Origin of the sequence: Halomonas campaniensis (assembly GCF_002211105.1) — a bacterium.
GTDB classification, from domain to species: Bacteria; Pseudomonadota; Gammaproteobacteria; order Pseudomonadales; family Halomonadaceae; genus Vreelandella; species Vreelandella campaniensis_A.
The window spans coordinates 36,655-51,443 of the sequence record NZ_JPUA01000001.1 but is presented as its reverse complement, the minus strand read 5'-3'; the positions used below and the strand labels follow the sequence as shown (position 1 = coordinate 51,443).

Here is a 14,789-nt window from a genome sequence, read left to right as displayed (position 1 = left end):
GTAACGAAACGGCACTATTTGCCAATACAAAAACTGCCGAAAATCTCGCCCAAGAGATCATCGGCGCTGAATTCGCCAGTGATCTCGCCTAATGCCTGTTGGGCATCACGCAAATCTTCTGCCAGCAGCTCTCCAGCGCCGTAGCCACTTAGTTGAGCCTGTCCGGTCGTAAGCGCCGTCATTGCTCTATCCAGGGCATCCAGATGTCGCCGTCGCGCGGAGAAGCGACCTTCCGTCGTCACGGTATAGCCCATCACCTCTTTTAAATGCGCTTTTAAGTTATCCACACCCTCGCCCGTTTTAGCGGATAAGCGCACGGTAGGTGGCGTTGTGGATAAATCTAAACCAGCGAGTTCTGCGCTGGTATCAATCTTATTGCGCACGAGTGTCAAGCGCTGCTGATCAGGGAGACGAGCGACGAACTCGGGCCAGATCGCCATAGGGTCGGTGGAAGCCGTGGTGCTGGCATCAACGAGTAGTAGTACCCGGTCAGCTTTCTCTATCTCGGCCCAGGCACGTGCGACACCAATTTTCTCAACCGCATCGGGCGTATCGCGCAGCCCAGCGGTGTCGATGATATGCAGCGGCATACCGTCGATATGAATATGCTCACGGAGAACATCCCGGGTGGTGCCTGCGATATCGGTCACAATGGCGGTATCTTGCTCAGTGAGTGCATTAAGCAGACTCGACTTACCCGCATTGGGTCTTCCCGCGATAACCACGCTCATCCCTTCACGGAGCAGGGCGCCTTGCCCTGCTGCCTGACGAACGTCGCTCAGCGCTTGCTGGACGCTGCTTAAATGTTGGGCAACATGGCCGTCAGCAAGAAAGTCGATCTCCTCTTCGGGGAAGTCGATCGCCGCTTCCACATAGACGCGTAGCTCTATCAATCGCTCCACCAGTGCAGAGACACGCTTTGAGAACTCGCCCTGCAGTGAGCGCACGGCGTTTTCTGCCGCTGAGCGTGATGTGGCATCGATAAGGTCTGCGATGGCTTCTGCCTGGGCCAGGTCGAGCTTATCGTTCAAAAACGCCCGTTCTGAAAACTCACCTGGCCGGGCCAGGCGAGCCCCCAATGCCACGCAGCGCTCCAGCAACATATCCATAATAATCGGGCCGCCGTGTCCCTGGAGTTCCAGCACGTCCTCGCCGGTAAACGAGTGGGGACCATTGAAGAACAGGGCGAGACCCTCATCAATGCTGCCCTCCGTGCCTTGAAAGGGGCCGTAGTGGGCGTACCGTGGGGCAGGGCAATGCCCAACCATGGCCTGAGCGATTTCGCGGCAGGCAGGCCCAGAGACGCGGATAATACCCACGCCACCGCGTCCAGGGGGGGTTGCCAGCGCCGCAATGGTGTCAGGTGTATAGAGGCGTTCGGCCATGGTGAATCTCTTTTTAAATTGGCAGGTAACGAAATTGATCGACCTAGTGTGAATTTTTCGGTCTTAAAACGCCAGACCCCCGCTCGAGGCGGGGGTCTGAAGGCGTTAATTAAAACGGCGGACTATTTGGTTTTCATGCCCTTACCGATACTCGGATCATTCTCGATTTTACGCGTAATGTAGTACTGCTGCGCCACCGAAATGATGTTGTTGACCACCCAGTAGATGACCAGACCGGCCGGGAACCACAGGAAGAAGAAGGTAAAGATGATAGGGAGCATCTTCATTATCTTCGCCTGCATTGGATCTGGTGGTGTTGGGTTCAGCATCTGCTGCACGAACATCGAAATGCCCATCAGAATCGGCAGAATGAAGTACGGATCCTTCACCGATAGATCCTGAATCCAGAAGATAAACGGTGCATGCCGCAATTCAACCGACTCCAGCAGCATCCAGTAGAGAGCGATGAATACAGGCATTTGAATTACAATAGGTAGACAGCCCCCCAGCGGATTGATCTTCTCCTTCTGGTAGAACTTCATCATCTCTTGCGACATTTTTTGCCGGTCGTCGCCATACATCTCTTTCAGGCGCTGCATTTCCGGGCCGAGTTTACGCATCCGACCCATGGATTTGTAAGCTTTGGCAGAGAGCGGGAACAGTACCGTTTTAACCAGTACGGTTAACAGAACAATTGACCAACCCCAGTTACCGACAATGTCGTGGATGTGATCCAATAGCCAAAACAGCGGGTTAGCAATAAACCACAGCCAGCCATAATCCACGGTTAATTGCAGGTTGGGAGCGACTTGCTCCAAGTAATCCTGAACCTTTGGCCCCATGTAAAGTGTGGCGCCCAGCGTCGCTTCACTGTCGGCTGCGATAGAGCTGGTGGGGCCAGCAAAGGCCACTACGTTACGGTTACTGGAGTCAGTGGTGACGTAGTAAAGGTTCTGTTGATCCTGCTGCGGCGCCCATGCGGATACAAAGTAGTGCTGGATGATGGCTATCCAACCGCCTTGTGCTTCGCGGTTTTCAAATTTATGGCTTTGAATATCTTCGAAGTCGATCTTCTCGTAGCGCGCATCCGGCGTTGAGTAAGCTGCCCCCAAATAGGAGTTCATCCCCATTGAGACACCGCTTGAGGGATCAGGGCTATTGTCGCGTGCCAATTGGCCAATAAAGCGCGCACTCACCGGTGCATCGGTGTTATTGGCCAGGTAGTAATTGACGCTGACCGCATAGCTACCGCGCTCAAAGGTGAGACGTTTAATCACCTCAACGCCGTTAACGTCAGCGGTTAGATCAACGCTGAGTTCGTCATCGTTATCGCCTAAACGATACTCTGAGTTTTCAGGTGTGAATGCGATACGGCTAGCTTGGCCATCGAGCTGAAGACCTGAACGAGCCACGTAGCTACGGCTGCTGTTATCCGATAACAGCACGTAGTTACGGTCTGAATCGAGGGAGAGCTTGTGCTGCGGTAACGCGGCATAAACAATGTCGCCGCCGTGTGGGTCAATACGCACATCGAGGACGTCAGTGGTCACGGCAATAAAGTCGCGGCTGGATGTCTCGCTTTCGGTATCCGGAATACCGTCACCTACCGCACTCTGCTGTGAAGACGTGCTTGGCACCGCTAAGCCGCCCTCTCCATCTTCAGCATTGCCAGGAGGTGTGGAATTGCTGCGTTGCGTCGTTTCAGGCACTGAATCGTAATTCGGCTGCCCGTAATCCTGATTCCACTGGACGACTAGCAAGTAGGCGAGTACGGCTAGTGGAATCAGTAATAAAAGTCGTTTTACGTCCATGAGGGTTCTGCCCGCTGGGTGGTGAACATGCTAATGGCGCAGTGTCATTTACTCGACTCTTGACACACGAAAGCCTGCCAGTTGGCAGGCCGAGGTCGAGCGGCGAGGGGTGCACCAAAGGTCACGTGTCACGCTTAGGCGTTGGTACTGATGACACCGCCTGTGCGTCACGCTGAAGTCGCTTCCACATGCCATGTAACTGGCGATGCAAGGTGTCGTTATCGATATCCTGAACACCGCGTCGTGCAAGCACCACTATATCCACAGAGGGTAGTTGATGTTGACGAAGGCGAACGGATTCTCTAACCAGACGCTTGAAACGGTTGCGATCTACGGCGCGTTTAACATTTTTTTTGCTGACCACTAGTCCAAGGCGGGGGTGTCCCCGAGTACTCAGGCGGACTAACGCCATCATACCTTTGCCATGCACTTTTAGGTCGGCTTGCTCAAACACGTGACTAAAATCCCCAGCATTTAGTAACCGTAATTGCCGGGGAAAGCCTTGCTGCGGCACACGCAATCTGAGATCAGGCGCTCAGACGCTTGCGGCCCTTAGCACGACGACGTGCGAGGATGGCGCGACCGTTTTTGGTTGCCATACGAGCACGGAAGCCATGCGCGCGCTTGCGCTTGAGAACGCTAGGTTGAAAAGTGCGTTTCATAACTCGTTATTCCCACGTGGTTTAGGACGGAAAGTGAATTCCAAAAAGCCCGGTCCAGTGAGGAACTAGCCGGGGAGATTCAATTCAAGACCGGAAATTGTAGAGACTTCCTCTGCTGGGTGCAATTTTTCCTTGCATAAAAGTGTTATCACACTTCAGCCAGCGTGCTTGATACGCTGAGAGTAGCCATTAATCAAGTCACTATTATTACTAGTAAGTAGTTCTAAACCTGTTGTTATTAATAGTGGGGATACTATTTGTGGATAAGTGTTTTTAGTTATTATTTTTCAACGCCTTATAATTATAAAAAATCTGTGTGTAAGTCGCGTATAAGCCGTCCACAAGGTGTTGGGTAGATGTGATTAACCCGTGGGTAAGACACGTATTTAATGGTTATCCCCGCCCCTCCACAGGGTTTTCCCATGGGCTCATGTTAAGTTGTCCACAGGTGGAAATTGAAGACCAAACCCGTGTGGATAACCGAGGCTTTGGGCGCTACAATGGTCGGCCGTTTTCAACCGATGGTGAGATGAGTGTCACTGACGCTTTGGCAACAGTGCCTGGACAACCTGCAGGATGAGCTGAATTCACAGCAGTTCAATACCTGGATACGCCCGCTGCAGGCAGAAGAAGGAGAGTCCAACGAGCTGCGCTTATTAGCGCCGAATCGCTTCGTGCGCGATTGGGTGAGCGATAAGTATGCCAAGCGGATTAGTGAGCTGATGCGGGAACTCGCACCGGCCAAACCGCCCAAGGTAAGCCTGACGGTGGGCAGTCGGCGCTTGGCAACCCAGGCCCCTCAGCATCGTGATTTAGGTAATCCTGTATCGGCTTCATCTTCGCGACCGTCATCGCCAGCGGTACATACGCCCCCCCGTGGCGATATTGCCGATGAGCGCGAAATCGACAGGTTGCGTGATGAAGCGCCGAGCCGGCGCAATAATGAACGTCAGGTGCAGGTAGAAGGCAGTCTGAAACATGGCAGCGGGCTCAATCCGAATTTTACTTTCGATACGTTTGTAGAAGGTAAGTCGAACCAATTAGCTCGTGCGGCCTCTAGACAGGTGTCTGAAAACCCCGGTGGTGCTTATAACCCCTTGTTTTTATACGGCGGTGTCGGCCTGGGTAAAACCCACTTGATGCATGCAGTGGGAAATGCTTTGGCGACTCGGCGTGAAAACGCCCGGGTGGTGTACCTGCACTCCGAACGGTTTGTCGCTGATATGGTAAAAGCGCTCCAGCTTAACGCCATCAATGACTTTAAACGCTTTTACCGCAGTGTTGATGCGTTACTTATCGATGACATTCAATTTTTTGCGGGAAAAGAGCGTTCTCAAGAAGAGTTTTTTCATACCTTCAACGCGCTATTAGAAGGTGGTCAGCAAATGATCCTGACCTCTGACCGCTATCCTAAAGAGATCAGTGGAGTAGAGGAGCGCCTTAAATCTCGCTTTGGTTGGGGGCTTACGGTCGCGATAGAGCCGCCAGAGCTTGAAACCCGGGTGGCTATCTTGATGAAAAAGGCCGACCAAGCTAAGGTCGATTTACCTCATGATGCGGCTTTCTTTATTGCCCAGAAAATTCGTTCCAATGTGCGCGAATTGGAAGGGGCATTGAAAAAAGTCATTGCCGATTCGCATTTCATGGGTAAAACGATTACCCAAGACTTTATTCGAGAGTCCCTGAAAGACCTGTTAGCCCTTCAGGATAAGCAGGTAGGGGTTGATAATATTCAGCGTACGGTTGCCGAATATTACAAAATTAAGGTGGCGGATCTGCTTTCCAAGCGTCGTTCACGCTCAGTTGCTCGCCCTCGTCAGGTGGCGATGGCGCTTGCTAAGGAGCTGACCAATCATAGCTTGCCTGAGATTGGCGATGCCTTTGGTGGGCGAGACCATACAACAGTGTTGCACGCTTGCCGAAAAGTGAAATCATTGCAGGAAGAGAGCGCGGATATTCGTGAGGATTACAAGAATTTACTGCGCCTGTTGACCAGTTAATCATCCCATGGGACGGGCCTGTTACGCGCAGGCCTTTCAGGATATAGAACCGGAGTATTGATGAAATTTTCGATTTCCCGAGAGGCGCTGCTACGTCCGCTGACTCTGGTCGCTGGTGTTGTTGAGCGTCGTCAAACGCTGCCAGTACTGTCTAATGTGCTGATTCAAGTTGAGGGTGACCAAGTGTCGCTCACCGGCACTGATTTAGAAGTCGAGCTCGTTGGTCGCACGGTGGCAAGCCAGGTTGATCAGGCAGGTTCTGCGACAGTGCCCGCGCGTAAGTTGATGGATATTTGTAAGTCACTACCCGATCAGTCTGATATTCAGCTGGGTGTGGAAGAGGGGCGCGCGGTACTTCGCAGTGGGCGTTCGCGTTTCACTCTTTCGACTCTCCCGGTGGCTGAATTTCCCAATATTGAGGATGCAGATGGTAGCCAGGAGATTAGTGTGCCCCGTGGCACCTTAAAGCACCTGATCGAAGCTACCTCGTTTGCTATGGCGCAGCAGGATGTGCGTTATTACCTCAACGGTATGCTACTGGAAATTCAAAGTAATTTACTGCGCACGGTTGCCACTGACGGGCACCGTCTGGCGATGTGTTCGCGCCCAATCGAAGTCTCTGTTAGCCAGTCTCAGAAGCTGATTGTGCCGCGCAAGGGCATTCTAGAGCTATCGCGCTTGCTAGATGATAGCGATGAGCCTGTCAGTTTAACGCTTGGCTCCAGCCACGTGCGTGCACATACGGGAGACTTTACCTTCACCTCTAAGCTAATCGACGGTAAATTTCCTGACTATGAGCGCGTTGTTCCACGTAATGGCGATAAAGTATTGATTGCAGAGCGTGCCGAGCTGCGTCAGGTGCTTTCGCGTACAGCCATTCTCTCTAATGAGAAGTACCGCGGTGTGCGTCTTTATCTGGAGGAGAATAACCTCAAAGTGATGGCTAACAACCCTGAGCAAGAAGAGGCCGAGGAGAATATCGCCGTCGAGTACAATGGTGGGGCGATGGAAGTTGGTTTTAACGTTGGCTATTTGGTTGATGTGTTAACCGTGCTTAATGAAGATCGCGTACAAATTACCTTGGCTGACCCCAACAGCAGTGCTTTGTTGGAAGAGCCTGGCGGTGGCGATGCGCTTTATGTTGTTATGCCTATGCGCCTGTAAACGGTTTTGTATAGAGGCATGACAATCGATAGATGGCAGTCCATGTTAGCGGCGCTTCTGGTAGCAGAAGCGCCGCTAACGCGTTGGAATACTCGCTTTCGAGGACTTTTTAAGTGGTGATAATAGGATGAGCCTGACACTGCTTAATTTTCACGCTGTGCGCAACCTGCAGCCTGTTGAGATGACGCCCTCTTCGCGCATCAATGTTATTAGTGGTGCCAATGGCAGTGGCAAAACCAGCTTATTGGAAGGAATCCATATTCTAGGAATGGGGCGCTCTTTTCGCACGCGCCAGTTAAAACACGTGATCCAGATGGATCAGCCATATATGACGCTGTATGGGCGTTTAAGTGGTGAGCCTGAGGTCACCCTTGGTGTACGCCGTTTGCGTGCGCAGAGGGAGCTTGAGCTGCGTTTGAAAGGTGACAAGAACGCTCGGTTGGCGGAGCTGGTAGAGGCGATGCCACTTCAGTTAATTAATCCGGATGCTTTTCGATTGCTTGAAGGTTCTCCCGCCGGTCGGCGTGAGTTTCTTGACTGGGGTGTGTTTCACGTGAAACACGATTTTTTAGCAATCTGGAAGCATACCCGGCGTGCGTTGAAACATCGGAATGCTCTGCTCAGGCGTGGTAGAATACATCCTCAGGAAATAGCGGTGTGGGAGCATGAGCTAGCCGTTTGGGGCGAGCAGATGGATACGCTACGTCGAGATTGGTTCAGTAGCTTTTTACCGGTCTTTGAAGAGACCCTTAAAGTGCTACTTCCCTTGCCGGGTTTGTCGCTCCATTACGCCAGAGGTTGGGATAAAGAGAAATCTCTTGCGGCGGTGTTGCATGATAGTCGGCCAACCGATCAGCAGATGGGGTTTACTCAGCAAGGCCCACAGCGCGCAGACTTACGCATCAGGATAAATAAACAGCCTGCTGTTGAAGTGCTTTCCAGAGGCCAGCAAAAGTTAGTGGTGAGTGCGTTAAAGCTCGCCCAGGGGCGGTTTCTGGAAAGAACAGCACAGCGGCACTGTATTTATCTTATCGATGATTTGCCAGCAGAGCTTGACGAGCAGAATCGGCAACAGTTTTGTGGGCTACTCGAAGATATGCAGTGCCAAGCATTTATTACCAGTGTCGAACCTTCTGCATTAAAAAATGCCTGGCGCACTGGAACCTCCGTAGCAATGTTTCACGTGAAACATACCAAAGAGGGTTTCAGTGATTTATTAAGCGATAGCTAGTGTAGGCCGCTAAATGTGTGGTCAAGCAAGCTATCGTGGTAATGCCAGCGCAGGAAGAGGTAGGCGATACGGGATGAGGCAGACTTCACGACGGAGTGGTCAATGAGCGAGCAGGCTTACGATTCATCAAGCATTAAGGTGCTCAAGGGACTGGACGCGGTGCGTAAGCGGCCAGGTATGTATATTGGTGACACCGACGACGGTACCGGGCTGCACCACATGGTCTTCGAGTTGGTGGATAACTCCATCGACGAGGCGCTGGCTGGGCATTGCAGCGAAATTCGCGTTGTCATTCACCCGGATGAGTCGGTCACCGTTAGCGATAACGGCCGCGGCGTACCTACCGAACTGCATGAAGGGGAGGGGGTTTCCGCTGCTGAAGTTATCATGACGGTTCTGCACGCAGGCGGTAAATTCGACGATAACTCCTACAAGGTTTCCGGTGGCTTGCACGGTGTAGGCGTTTCCGTCGTCAATGCGCTTTCCGCGGAGCTGCGCTTGACGATTTGGCGTCAAGGTGAAGTGTTTGAGCAGATGTACCATCATGGTGTCCCTCAAGCACCATTAGCTGTTGTGGGCAAAACCGAAAAAAGCGGTACGCGTGTTCATTTCCGACCATCTCCAGAAACCTTTGGCAATATCGAATTTCATTTTGATATTTTAGCTAAACGGCTGCGCGAACTCTCTTTCTTGAACTCTGGCGTGGCTATCCGTTTGCTGGATGAGCGCAGCGGTAAAGAGGAACTGTTCCATTACGAAGGTGGTTTAAGAGCCTTTGTTGACCACCTCAATACGAACAAGAGCGTGATTAACCCTGTGTTCCACTTTAACGCTGTTCGTGATGATGGCGTTGAGGTTGAGGTAGCCATGCAGTGGAGCGAAGCCTTCACTGAGAATATTTTCTGCTATACCAATAATATTCCGCAGCGAGACGGTGGCGCGCACTTGGCTGGGTTCCGTGCAGGCCTTACCCGTACGCTCAACAACTATATTGAAGCCGAAAACCTGCTCAAAAAAGCCAAGGTTAATACCACCGGTGACGATGCTCGTGAGGGATTGACCGCGATTATTTCGGTCAAAGTGCCGGATCCGAAGTTCTCTTCTCAAACCAAAGATAAGCTGGTTTCCAGTGAAGTGAAAACAGCGGTTGAGCAGGAAATGAGCCGCCTATTTTCCGAGTATCTTGTTGAAAAGCCAAACGAAGCAAAGGCAATCGTTAATAAGATGCTGGACGCGGCACGTGCCCGTGAAGCGGCCCGGAAAGCGCGGGATATGACCCGCCGCAAAGGCGCGCTGGATATTGCCGGGTTACCTGGCAAGTTGGCAGATTGCCAGGAAAAAGACCCCAGTCAGTCAGAGCTTTACTTGGTGGAGGGTGACTCGGCAGGTGGCAGTGCCAAACAGGGTCGCGATCGCCGCACTCAGGCTATTTTGCCGCTCAAAGGTAAGATCCTGAACGTCGAAAAAGCGCGTTTCGATAAAATGCTCTCCTCTGCAGAAGTGGGTACGCTAATCACGGCATTGGGTTGTGGTATTGGCCGTGAAGAGTTTAACCCCGATAAGCTACGTTACCACTCGGTTATTATCATGACCGATGCCGACGTCGATGGGTCGCACATCCGCACCCTGCTGTTGACGTTCTTCTTCCGTCAGATGCCGGAATTGATTGAGCGTGGCCATATCTTCATCGCTCAACCGCCGTTGTATAAAATTAAGCGCGGTAAGCAAGAGCTCTATTTGAAAGACGAGCAGGCGATGGTGGATTACTTAACCACCACAGCCTTAGACGGCGCAGGCCTGCATGTAAACGCCAATGCACCCGGTATTTCGGGTTCTCAGCTTGAAGCACTTGTGAATCAGTATCGCAACGTAATGAAGCGGATTGATCGTTTGTCACGGGTTTATCCCAATGAAGTGCTTAAGCAAATTGTGCATGTGTCGGCGCTGAAAGGTGAAGAGAGTTTGAAAGACCGTGTGACCATGGAGAACTGGATAGCCGAACTGCAGAAGATTATGGACGATATGGTGGCTTATGAAGGCGGGCCGCGCTATCACTTCCATCTTCAAGAAGATTCTGAGCGCGGGCTGTTCTTACCTACGGTATCTCTGGTTGCTCACGGGGTCACGACTGAGTATATGTGGGGTCTCGACTTCTTTGAAAGCGCCGACTACCGCGGCATTGCTGAACTGGGCGAAACTCTGGATGGCTTCCTGGAAGAGGGGGCCTTTATTGCCCGTGGCGAGCGCCAGAAGCCTGTATCGCACTTCTCAGAAGTGCTGGCATGGCTAATGCAAGAGGGTCAGCGCGGGCTGTCTGTGCAGCGCTATAAGGGCCTGGGTGAAATGAACCCGGATCAGCTCTGGGATACCACCATGGATCCCGATAGCCGCCGTATGCTGCGCGTAACGATCGAAGATGCCGTGGGTGCTGATATGATGTTTAATACCTTGATGGGTGATGACGTTGAGCCGCGTCGTGACTTTATTGAGACCAACGCACTGGTGGCAAATTTAGACGTGTAAGATATGGATGTGCTCGTAAGTGTTTCACGTGAAACTCTACGTTAACGAGCCTTGCCTTAACATGATTTAATGTCACTATGAAAAGCGCCGCTATGTATTCCATAGCGGCGCTTTTCTTGGTAGATAAAGTGGCAGGATGCGTTTAGAGCAGAAGAGGGTACTTCGTTTCAGTCAAATTTTCGCAAGCAACACAAAGCGTTTAGACTCTCCAGCTCGGTGTCGCTTAGCTATTTAATGAGCCACTCAACAAATTGCGCTAAATCATCGAACACCTTGGATTTTTCAAGTCCAACGCCTTTTTGCTCCGTCTTAACTCCCTTTCCTGTTCTGACCAGTGCTGTTTTACAGCCTACTGCTTCGCCCGCTTGAAGATCCCGTAGACTATCACCGATCATCCAGCTTCCTGTTAAGCTTGCTAACCCCAGGTATTGTTGTATGTTTAGCAGCATTCCTGGCAAGGGTTTACGGCATCGGCAATTATCATCTGGCCCATGGGGGCAGTAAGCAATATGAGCAATACGCCCGCCTTCCGCTTCTACTAACGAAATTAAGTGTTCATGCATCGCATGGAGGGTGGCTTCATCATAATAGCCACGGGCAATGCCCGATTGATTTGTCGCAATGGCAACGGTGTATCCCGCGTGAGTAAGGCGGGCAATGGCAGTGATTGAAGTGGGGTAGGGCGCCCACTCGTCGAGAGATTTGATGTAGTTATCAGAGTCATGGTTGATGACGCCGTCTCGATCCAGGATGACAAGTTTCTCGGCATTTAACATAGAGATCCTATTGTTACGGTTGCCAGGTTGTGCTTTCTGCCCGCCAGTTTTCAAACTATCTTACCCTGATCTGGCAAAAGTGTTTCACGTGAAACACATACTCCCGTCAAACAACAAAAAGCCCAACCGTTAGGGCTGGGCTTGGGTTGAGAACAATTAGTCGACGACTACTGAGGGAGCAGCGAGATATCGGCGACTTCTAAAAACAGCGCTTGAAGGCTAGCAAGAAGCGCTAATCGATTACGCTGAATAGTCGGGTCGTCCGCCATCACCATCACCTGATCAAAGAACGCATCCACTGGAACGCGAAGTGTGGCAAGTACGTCGAGTGCCTGCTGATAGTCACCGGCAGCAAATAGCGGCGCCACCTGTGCCTGGCAACCGGTTACAGCATCAAACAACGCTCGTTCGGCATCTTCCTGTAGCAAGCTTTGATTGACCGACGTGCTAGCGTCATGCTTCTGCTTGCTTAGAATATTCGAAACACGCTTGTTAGCAGCCGCCAACGCAGATGCTTCGTCACGCTGAGCAAAGGCCTTCACAGCACGCAGGCGGCGCGCGAAGTCGAGCGGGTTAGTGACTGGGCGTGCACGTACGGCAAGGTACATTTCAGCGCTGATGCCCTCTTCCTGGCCCCAGGCGCGGAAGCGATCCAGCATGTACGTCAGCACGTCCTCAACCAATCCCTCAGCCTTGGGGAGGCTCTGGTGCTGCTCAGAGGCAACCGTAAGCAGCTCGCGCAGGTCAAGATCCAGCTCGCCTTTGACCAGAATGTTAAGCACACCAATTGAAGCACGACGTAGAGCGAACGGATCTTTTGCACCGGTAGGGCGCTGGCCAATCCCGAAGATGCCCACTAGGGTATCCAGTCGATCCGCCAGAGCTAAGGCCTTGCCTGTAGCACTTTGGGGTATCGCATCAGTCGCAAAGCGGGGCAGGTACTGCTCCTCAAGGGCTTGAGCAACTTCTGCGGGTTCGCCATCCTGCTCGGCGTAGTAGCGTCCCATAATGCCCTGGAGTTCAGGGAATTCGAGCACCATCTCCGTCACAAGGTCACACTTGGCGAGCGACACGGCGCGCTGGGCGTGAGCTTCGTCGCCATTGATGCGTTCGGCAATAAACGTCGCAATAGCCGAACTGCGGCGCGCTTTATCCGCTAAGGTGCCTAGCTGTTGCTGGAACACCACACTCTCTAACTGTGGTATACGCGAAGCTAATGTGCGCTTGCGATCGGTGTCGTAGAAAAACGCTGCATCGGCCAAGCGCGGGCGAATGACTTTTTCGTTACCGGCAATGACCTGGTCGGGATCAGCGCTGTCGATATTGGCAATGGTGATAAACAGCGGCTTCAACTTGCCAGCGTCATCCAACAGGTGAAAATATTTCTGGTTAGCCTTCATTGAGGAGATCAAACACTCAGCGGGGACTTCCAGAAAGCGCTCATCGAAGCTACCCGTGAGGGCGACCGGCCATTCTACCAAGCCACTCACTTCTACCAGCAGATCTTCGTCGATAACCGCATTGGCTTCCTGAACCTCAGCTTCTGCCAACACCTGCTCGCGGATGCGCTCGCGGCGCTGCTCTCGATCCACCAGTACATAGGCATTTTCCAGCGCAGTCACGTACTCGTCGGCATGAGCCAACTGAAGGGCATCAGGGGCGTGGAAACGGTGGCCATAGGTGGTGCAGCTAGCTTCTAGGCCCAGCGCCTCAGCGGCCACTACATCACTACCATAAAGTGCTACCAGCCAGTGAACGGGGCGGGAAAACTCAACCCGTGAAGCACCCCAGCGCATGTTTTTAGGCACAGGGAGAGCACTGATGGACTTGCGGATAATCTCGGGCAGCAGCGCTTGAATCGTTTCCCCTTGCTGCTGCTCGCGGAAACCTAGCCAAGTGCCTTTGTCGGTTTCCAGATGAATCAGTTCGTCGACGCTGACGCCACAGGAGCGGGCGAAGCCTTCCGCAGCTTTGGTAGCAACCCCCTCCTTAAAGGCAGCCGCCAGCGCTGGGCCACGGCGCTCAACGTCGCGGTCAGGCTGTTTATCAGCCAGCTCACGCACTTGAACCGCTAAACGGCGTGGTGTTGCATAAGCGGTAACGCTGGTGAAGGGAACATCCGCTTCTAGCAGGCCTTTCTCTATGCCTGCGGCAAACGCATCGGAAAGCGCGTCCAGGGCCGTGGGAGGAAGCTCTTCTGCACCGAGTTCCAGTAAAAGGGTATTTACAGCCATTAGTTGTCTCCCTGATCGGCGAGTAGCTCTTGTAACAATTCTCGGCGAAGTATTTCTGGCGCCATGGGGAAACCTTCGGCTTTACGCGACTCAAAGTAAGCAGTGGCGACATCCCGGGCCATAGTGCGTACGCGCAGGATAAAGCGCTGACGCTCGGTGACCGAGATAGCGTGACGGGCGTCCAGCAGGTTGAAGGTGTGCGATGCCTTCAGGACTTGCTCGTAGGCCGGAAGCGGCAGGCGGGCAGAGAGCAACTTGCCACACTCTTTTTCCTGGTGATCAAAGTTGGCAAACAGCTGATCAACGTCAGCGTGCTCAAAATTGTAGGCGGATTGTTCGCGCTCATTTTGCAGGTAAACATCGCCGTAAGTCACTTTGCTGCCATCGGGGGCAATGGCCCAAACGAGATCATAAACGCTGTCGACGTCCTGCAGGTACATGGCAATACGCTCAAGTCCATAGGTCAGTTCGCCGGTGACTGGGTAGCATTCGATGCCACCTGCCTGCTGGAAGTAGGTAAACTGGGTGACTTCCATGCCGTTTAACCAGATTTCCCAGCCCAGGCCCCAGGCGCCTAGGGTAGGGGATTCCCAGTTATCTTCGACGAAGCGGATATCGTGAACCAGCGGATCAAGCCCAAGACGTTTGAGCGAGCCCAGATAAAGATCCTGCAGGTTGCTCGGCGACGGCTTCATCACTACCTGGAACTGGTAGTAGTGCTGAAGGCGGTTAGGGTTTTCGCCATAGCGGCCATCAGTAGGACGTCGGGAAGGCTGTACATAGGCAGCGTTCCAGGTTTCGGGACCAATCGCCCGCAGAAAGGTGGCGGGGTGGAAGGTGCCCGCGCCGACTTCCATATCGAGCGGCTGCAGGATGACGCAACCCTGTTCTGCCCAGTACTGCTGCAGAGCAAGGATCAAGCCTTGAAAGGTCGACACATCGGGTGTCGATTGGTTTGTCGAGACACTCATCGCGGAAAGCACCGTTGGCCATGAATTCATAA

The 14,789-nt window shown here is 52.7% G+C and carries 11 protein-coding genes; 4 read left to right on the top strand and 7 right to left on the bottom strand.

Going from position 1 to position 14,789, the window contains the following annotated elements; translation table 11 throughout:
- Positions 1-14: 14 nt before the first annotated feature.
- From mnmE to rpmH, 4 genes are all read right to left on the bottom strand, one after another.
- Positions 15-1,385, bottom strand: a complete 1,371-nt coding sequence (gene mnmE, locus JI62_RS00230; protein WP_088698239.1) for a tRNA uridine-5-carboxymethylaminomethyl(34) synthesis GTPase MnmE — start codon at positions 1,383-1,385, stop codon at positions 15-17.
- A gap of 122 nt (positions 1,386-1,507) precedes the next feature.
- Positions 1,508-3,196, bottom strand: coding sequence for a membrane protein insertase YidC (gene yidC, locus JI62_RS00225; RefSeq protein ID WP_088698238.1), 1,689 nt, complete (start codon positions 3,194-3,196; stop codon positions 1,508-1,510).
- Positions 3,197-3,317: 121 nt separating this feature from the next.
- Positions 3,318-3,710, bottom strand: coding sequence for a ribonuclease P protein component (gene rnpA, locus JI62_RS00220; RefSeq protein ID WP_088698237.1), 393 nt, complete (start codon positions 3,708-3,710; stop codon positions 3,318-3,320).
- Positions 3,711-3,723: 13 nt separating this feature from the next.
- Entirely contained in the window at positions 3,724-3,858 is a 135-nt protein-coding gene (rpmH, locus tag JI62_RS00215; RefSeq protein WP_088698236.1) for a 50S ribosomal protein L34, read from the bottom strand.
- Between the two features lie 533 nt (positions 3,859-4,391).
- On the opposite strand from rpmH, the gene dnaA reads away from it, so the two are divergent.
- The 4 genes from dnaA (at position 4,392) to gyrB (ending at position 10,776) form a co-directional block, all read left to right on the top strand.
- Positions 4,392-5,858, top strand: coding sequence for a chromosomal replication initiator protein DnaA (gene dnaA, locus JI62_RS00210; RefSeq protein ID WP_088698235.1), 1,467 nt, complete (start codon positions 4,392-4,394; stop codon positions 5,856-5,858).
- 60 nt (positions 5,859-5,918) lie between these two features.
- Complete coding sequence (gene dnaN, locus JI62_RS00205; protein ID WP_088698234.1) at positions 5,919-7,022, top strand: DNA polymerase III subunit beta; 1,104 nt, start codon at positions 5,919-5,921, stop codon at positions 7,020-7,022.
- 127 nt (positions 7,023-7,149) lie between these two features.
- Positions 7,150-8,253 (top strand): DNA replication/repair protein RecF, encoded by a 1,104-nt coding sequence (gene recF, locus JI62_RS00200; RefSeq protein ID WP_088698233.1) that lies wholly within the window; start codon positions 7,150-7,152, stop codon positions 8,251-8,253.
- A 102-nt stretch (positions 8,254-8,355) separates the two neighbouring features.
- On the top strand, positions 8,356-10,776 hold the full coding sequence (gene gyrB / locus JI62_RS00195; RefSeq protein ID WP_088698232.1) for a DNA topoisomerase (ATP-hydrolyzing) subunit B: 2,421 nt from the start codon (positions 8,356-8,358) through the stop codon (positions 10,774-10,776).
- Positions 10,777-11,003: 227 nt separating this feature from the next.
- On the opposite strand, the gene gmhB is transcribed toward gyrB, so the two are convergent.
- The 3 genes from gmhB to glyQ form a co-directional block, all read right to left on the bottom strand.
- Positions 11,004-11,552: a D-glycero-beta-D-manno-heptose 1,7-bisphosphate 7-phosphatase gene (gmhB, locus tag JI62_RS00190; protein WP_088698231.1), complete on the bottom strand. Its 549-nt coding sequence runs from the start codon at positions 11,550-11,552 to the stop codon at positions 11,004-11,006.
- A gap of 167 nt (positions 11,553-11,719) precedes the next feature.
- Positions 11,720-13,786: a glycine--tRNA ligase subunit beta gene (glyS, locus tag JI62_RS00185; protein ID WP_088698230.1), complete on the bottom strand. Its 2,067-nt coding sequence runs from the start codon at positions 13,784-13,786 to the stop codon at positions 11,720-11,722.
- Positions 13,786-14,757 (bottom strand): glycine--tRNA ligase subunit alpha, encoded by a 972-nt coding sequence (gene glyQ / locus JI62_RS00180; protein WP_088698229.1) that lies wholly within the window; start codon positions 14,755-14,757, stop codon positions 13,786-13,788. Before glyQ ends, glyS begins: the two co-directional genes overlap by 1 nt.
- Positions 14,758-14,789 lie beyond the last annotated feature (32 nt).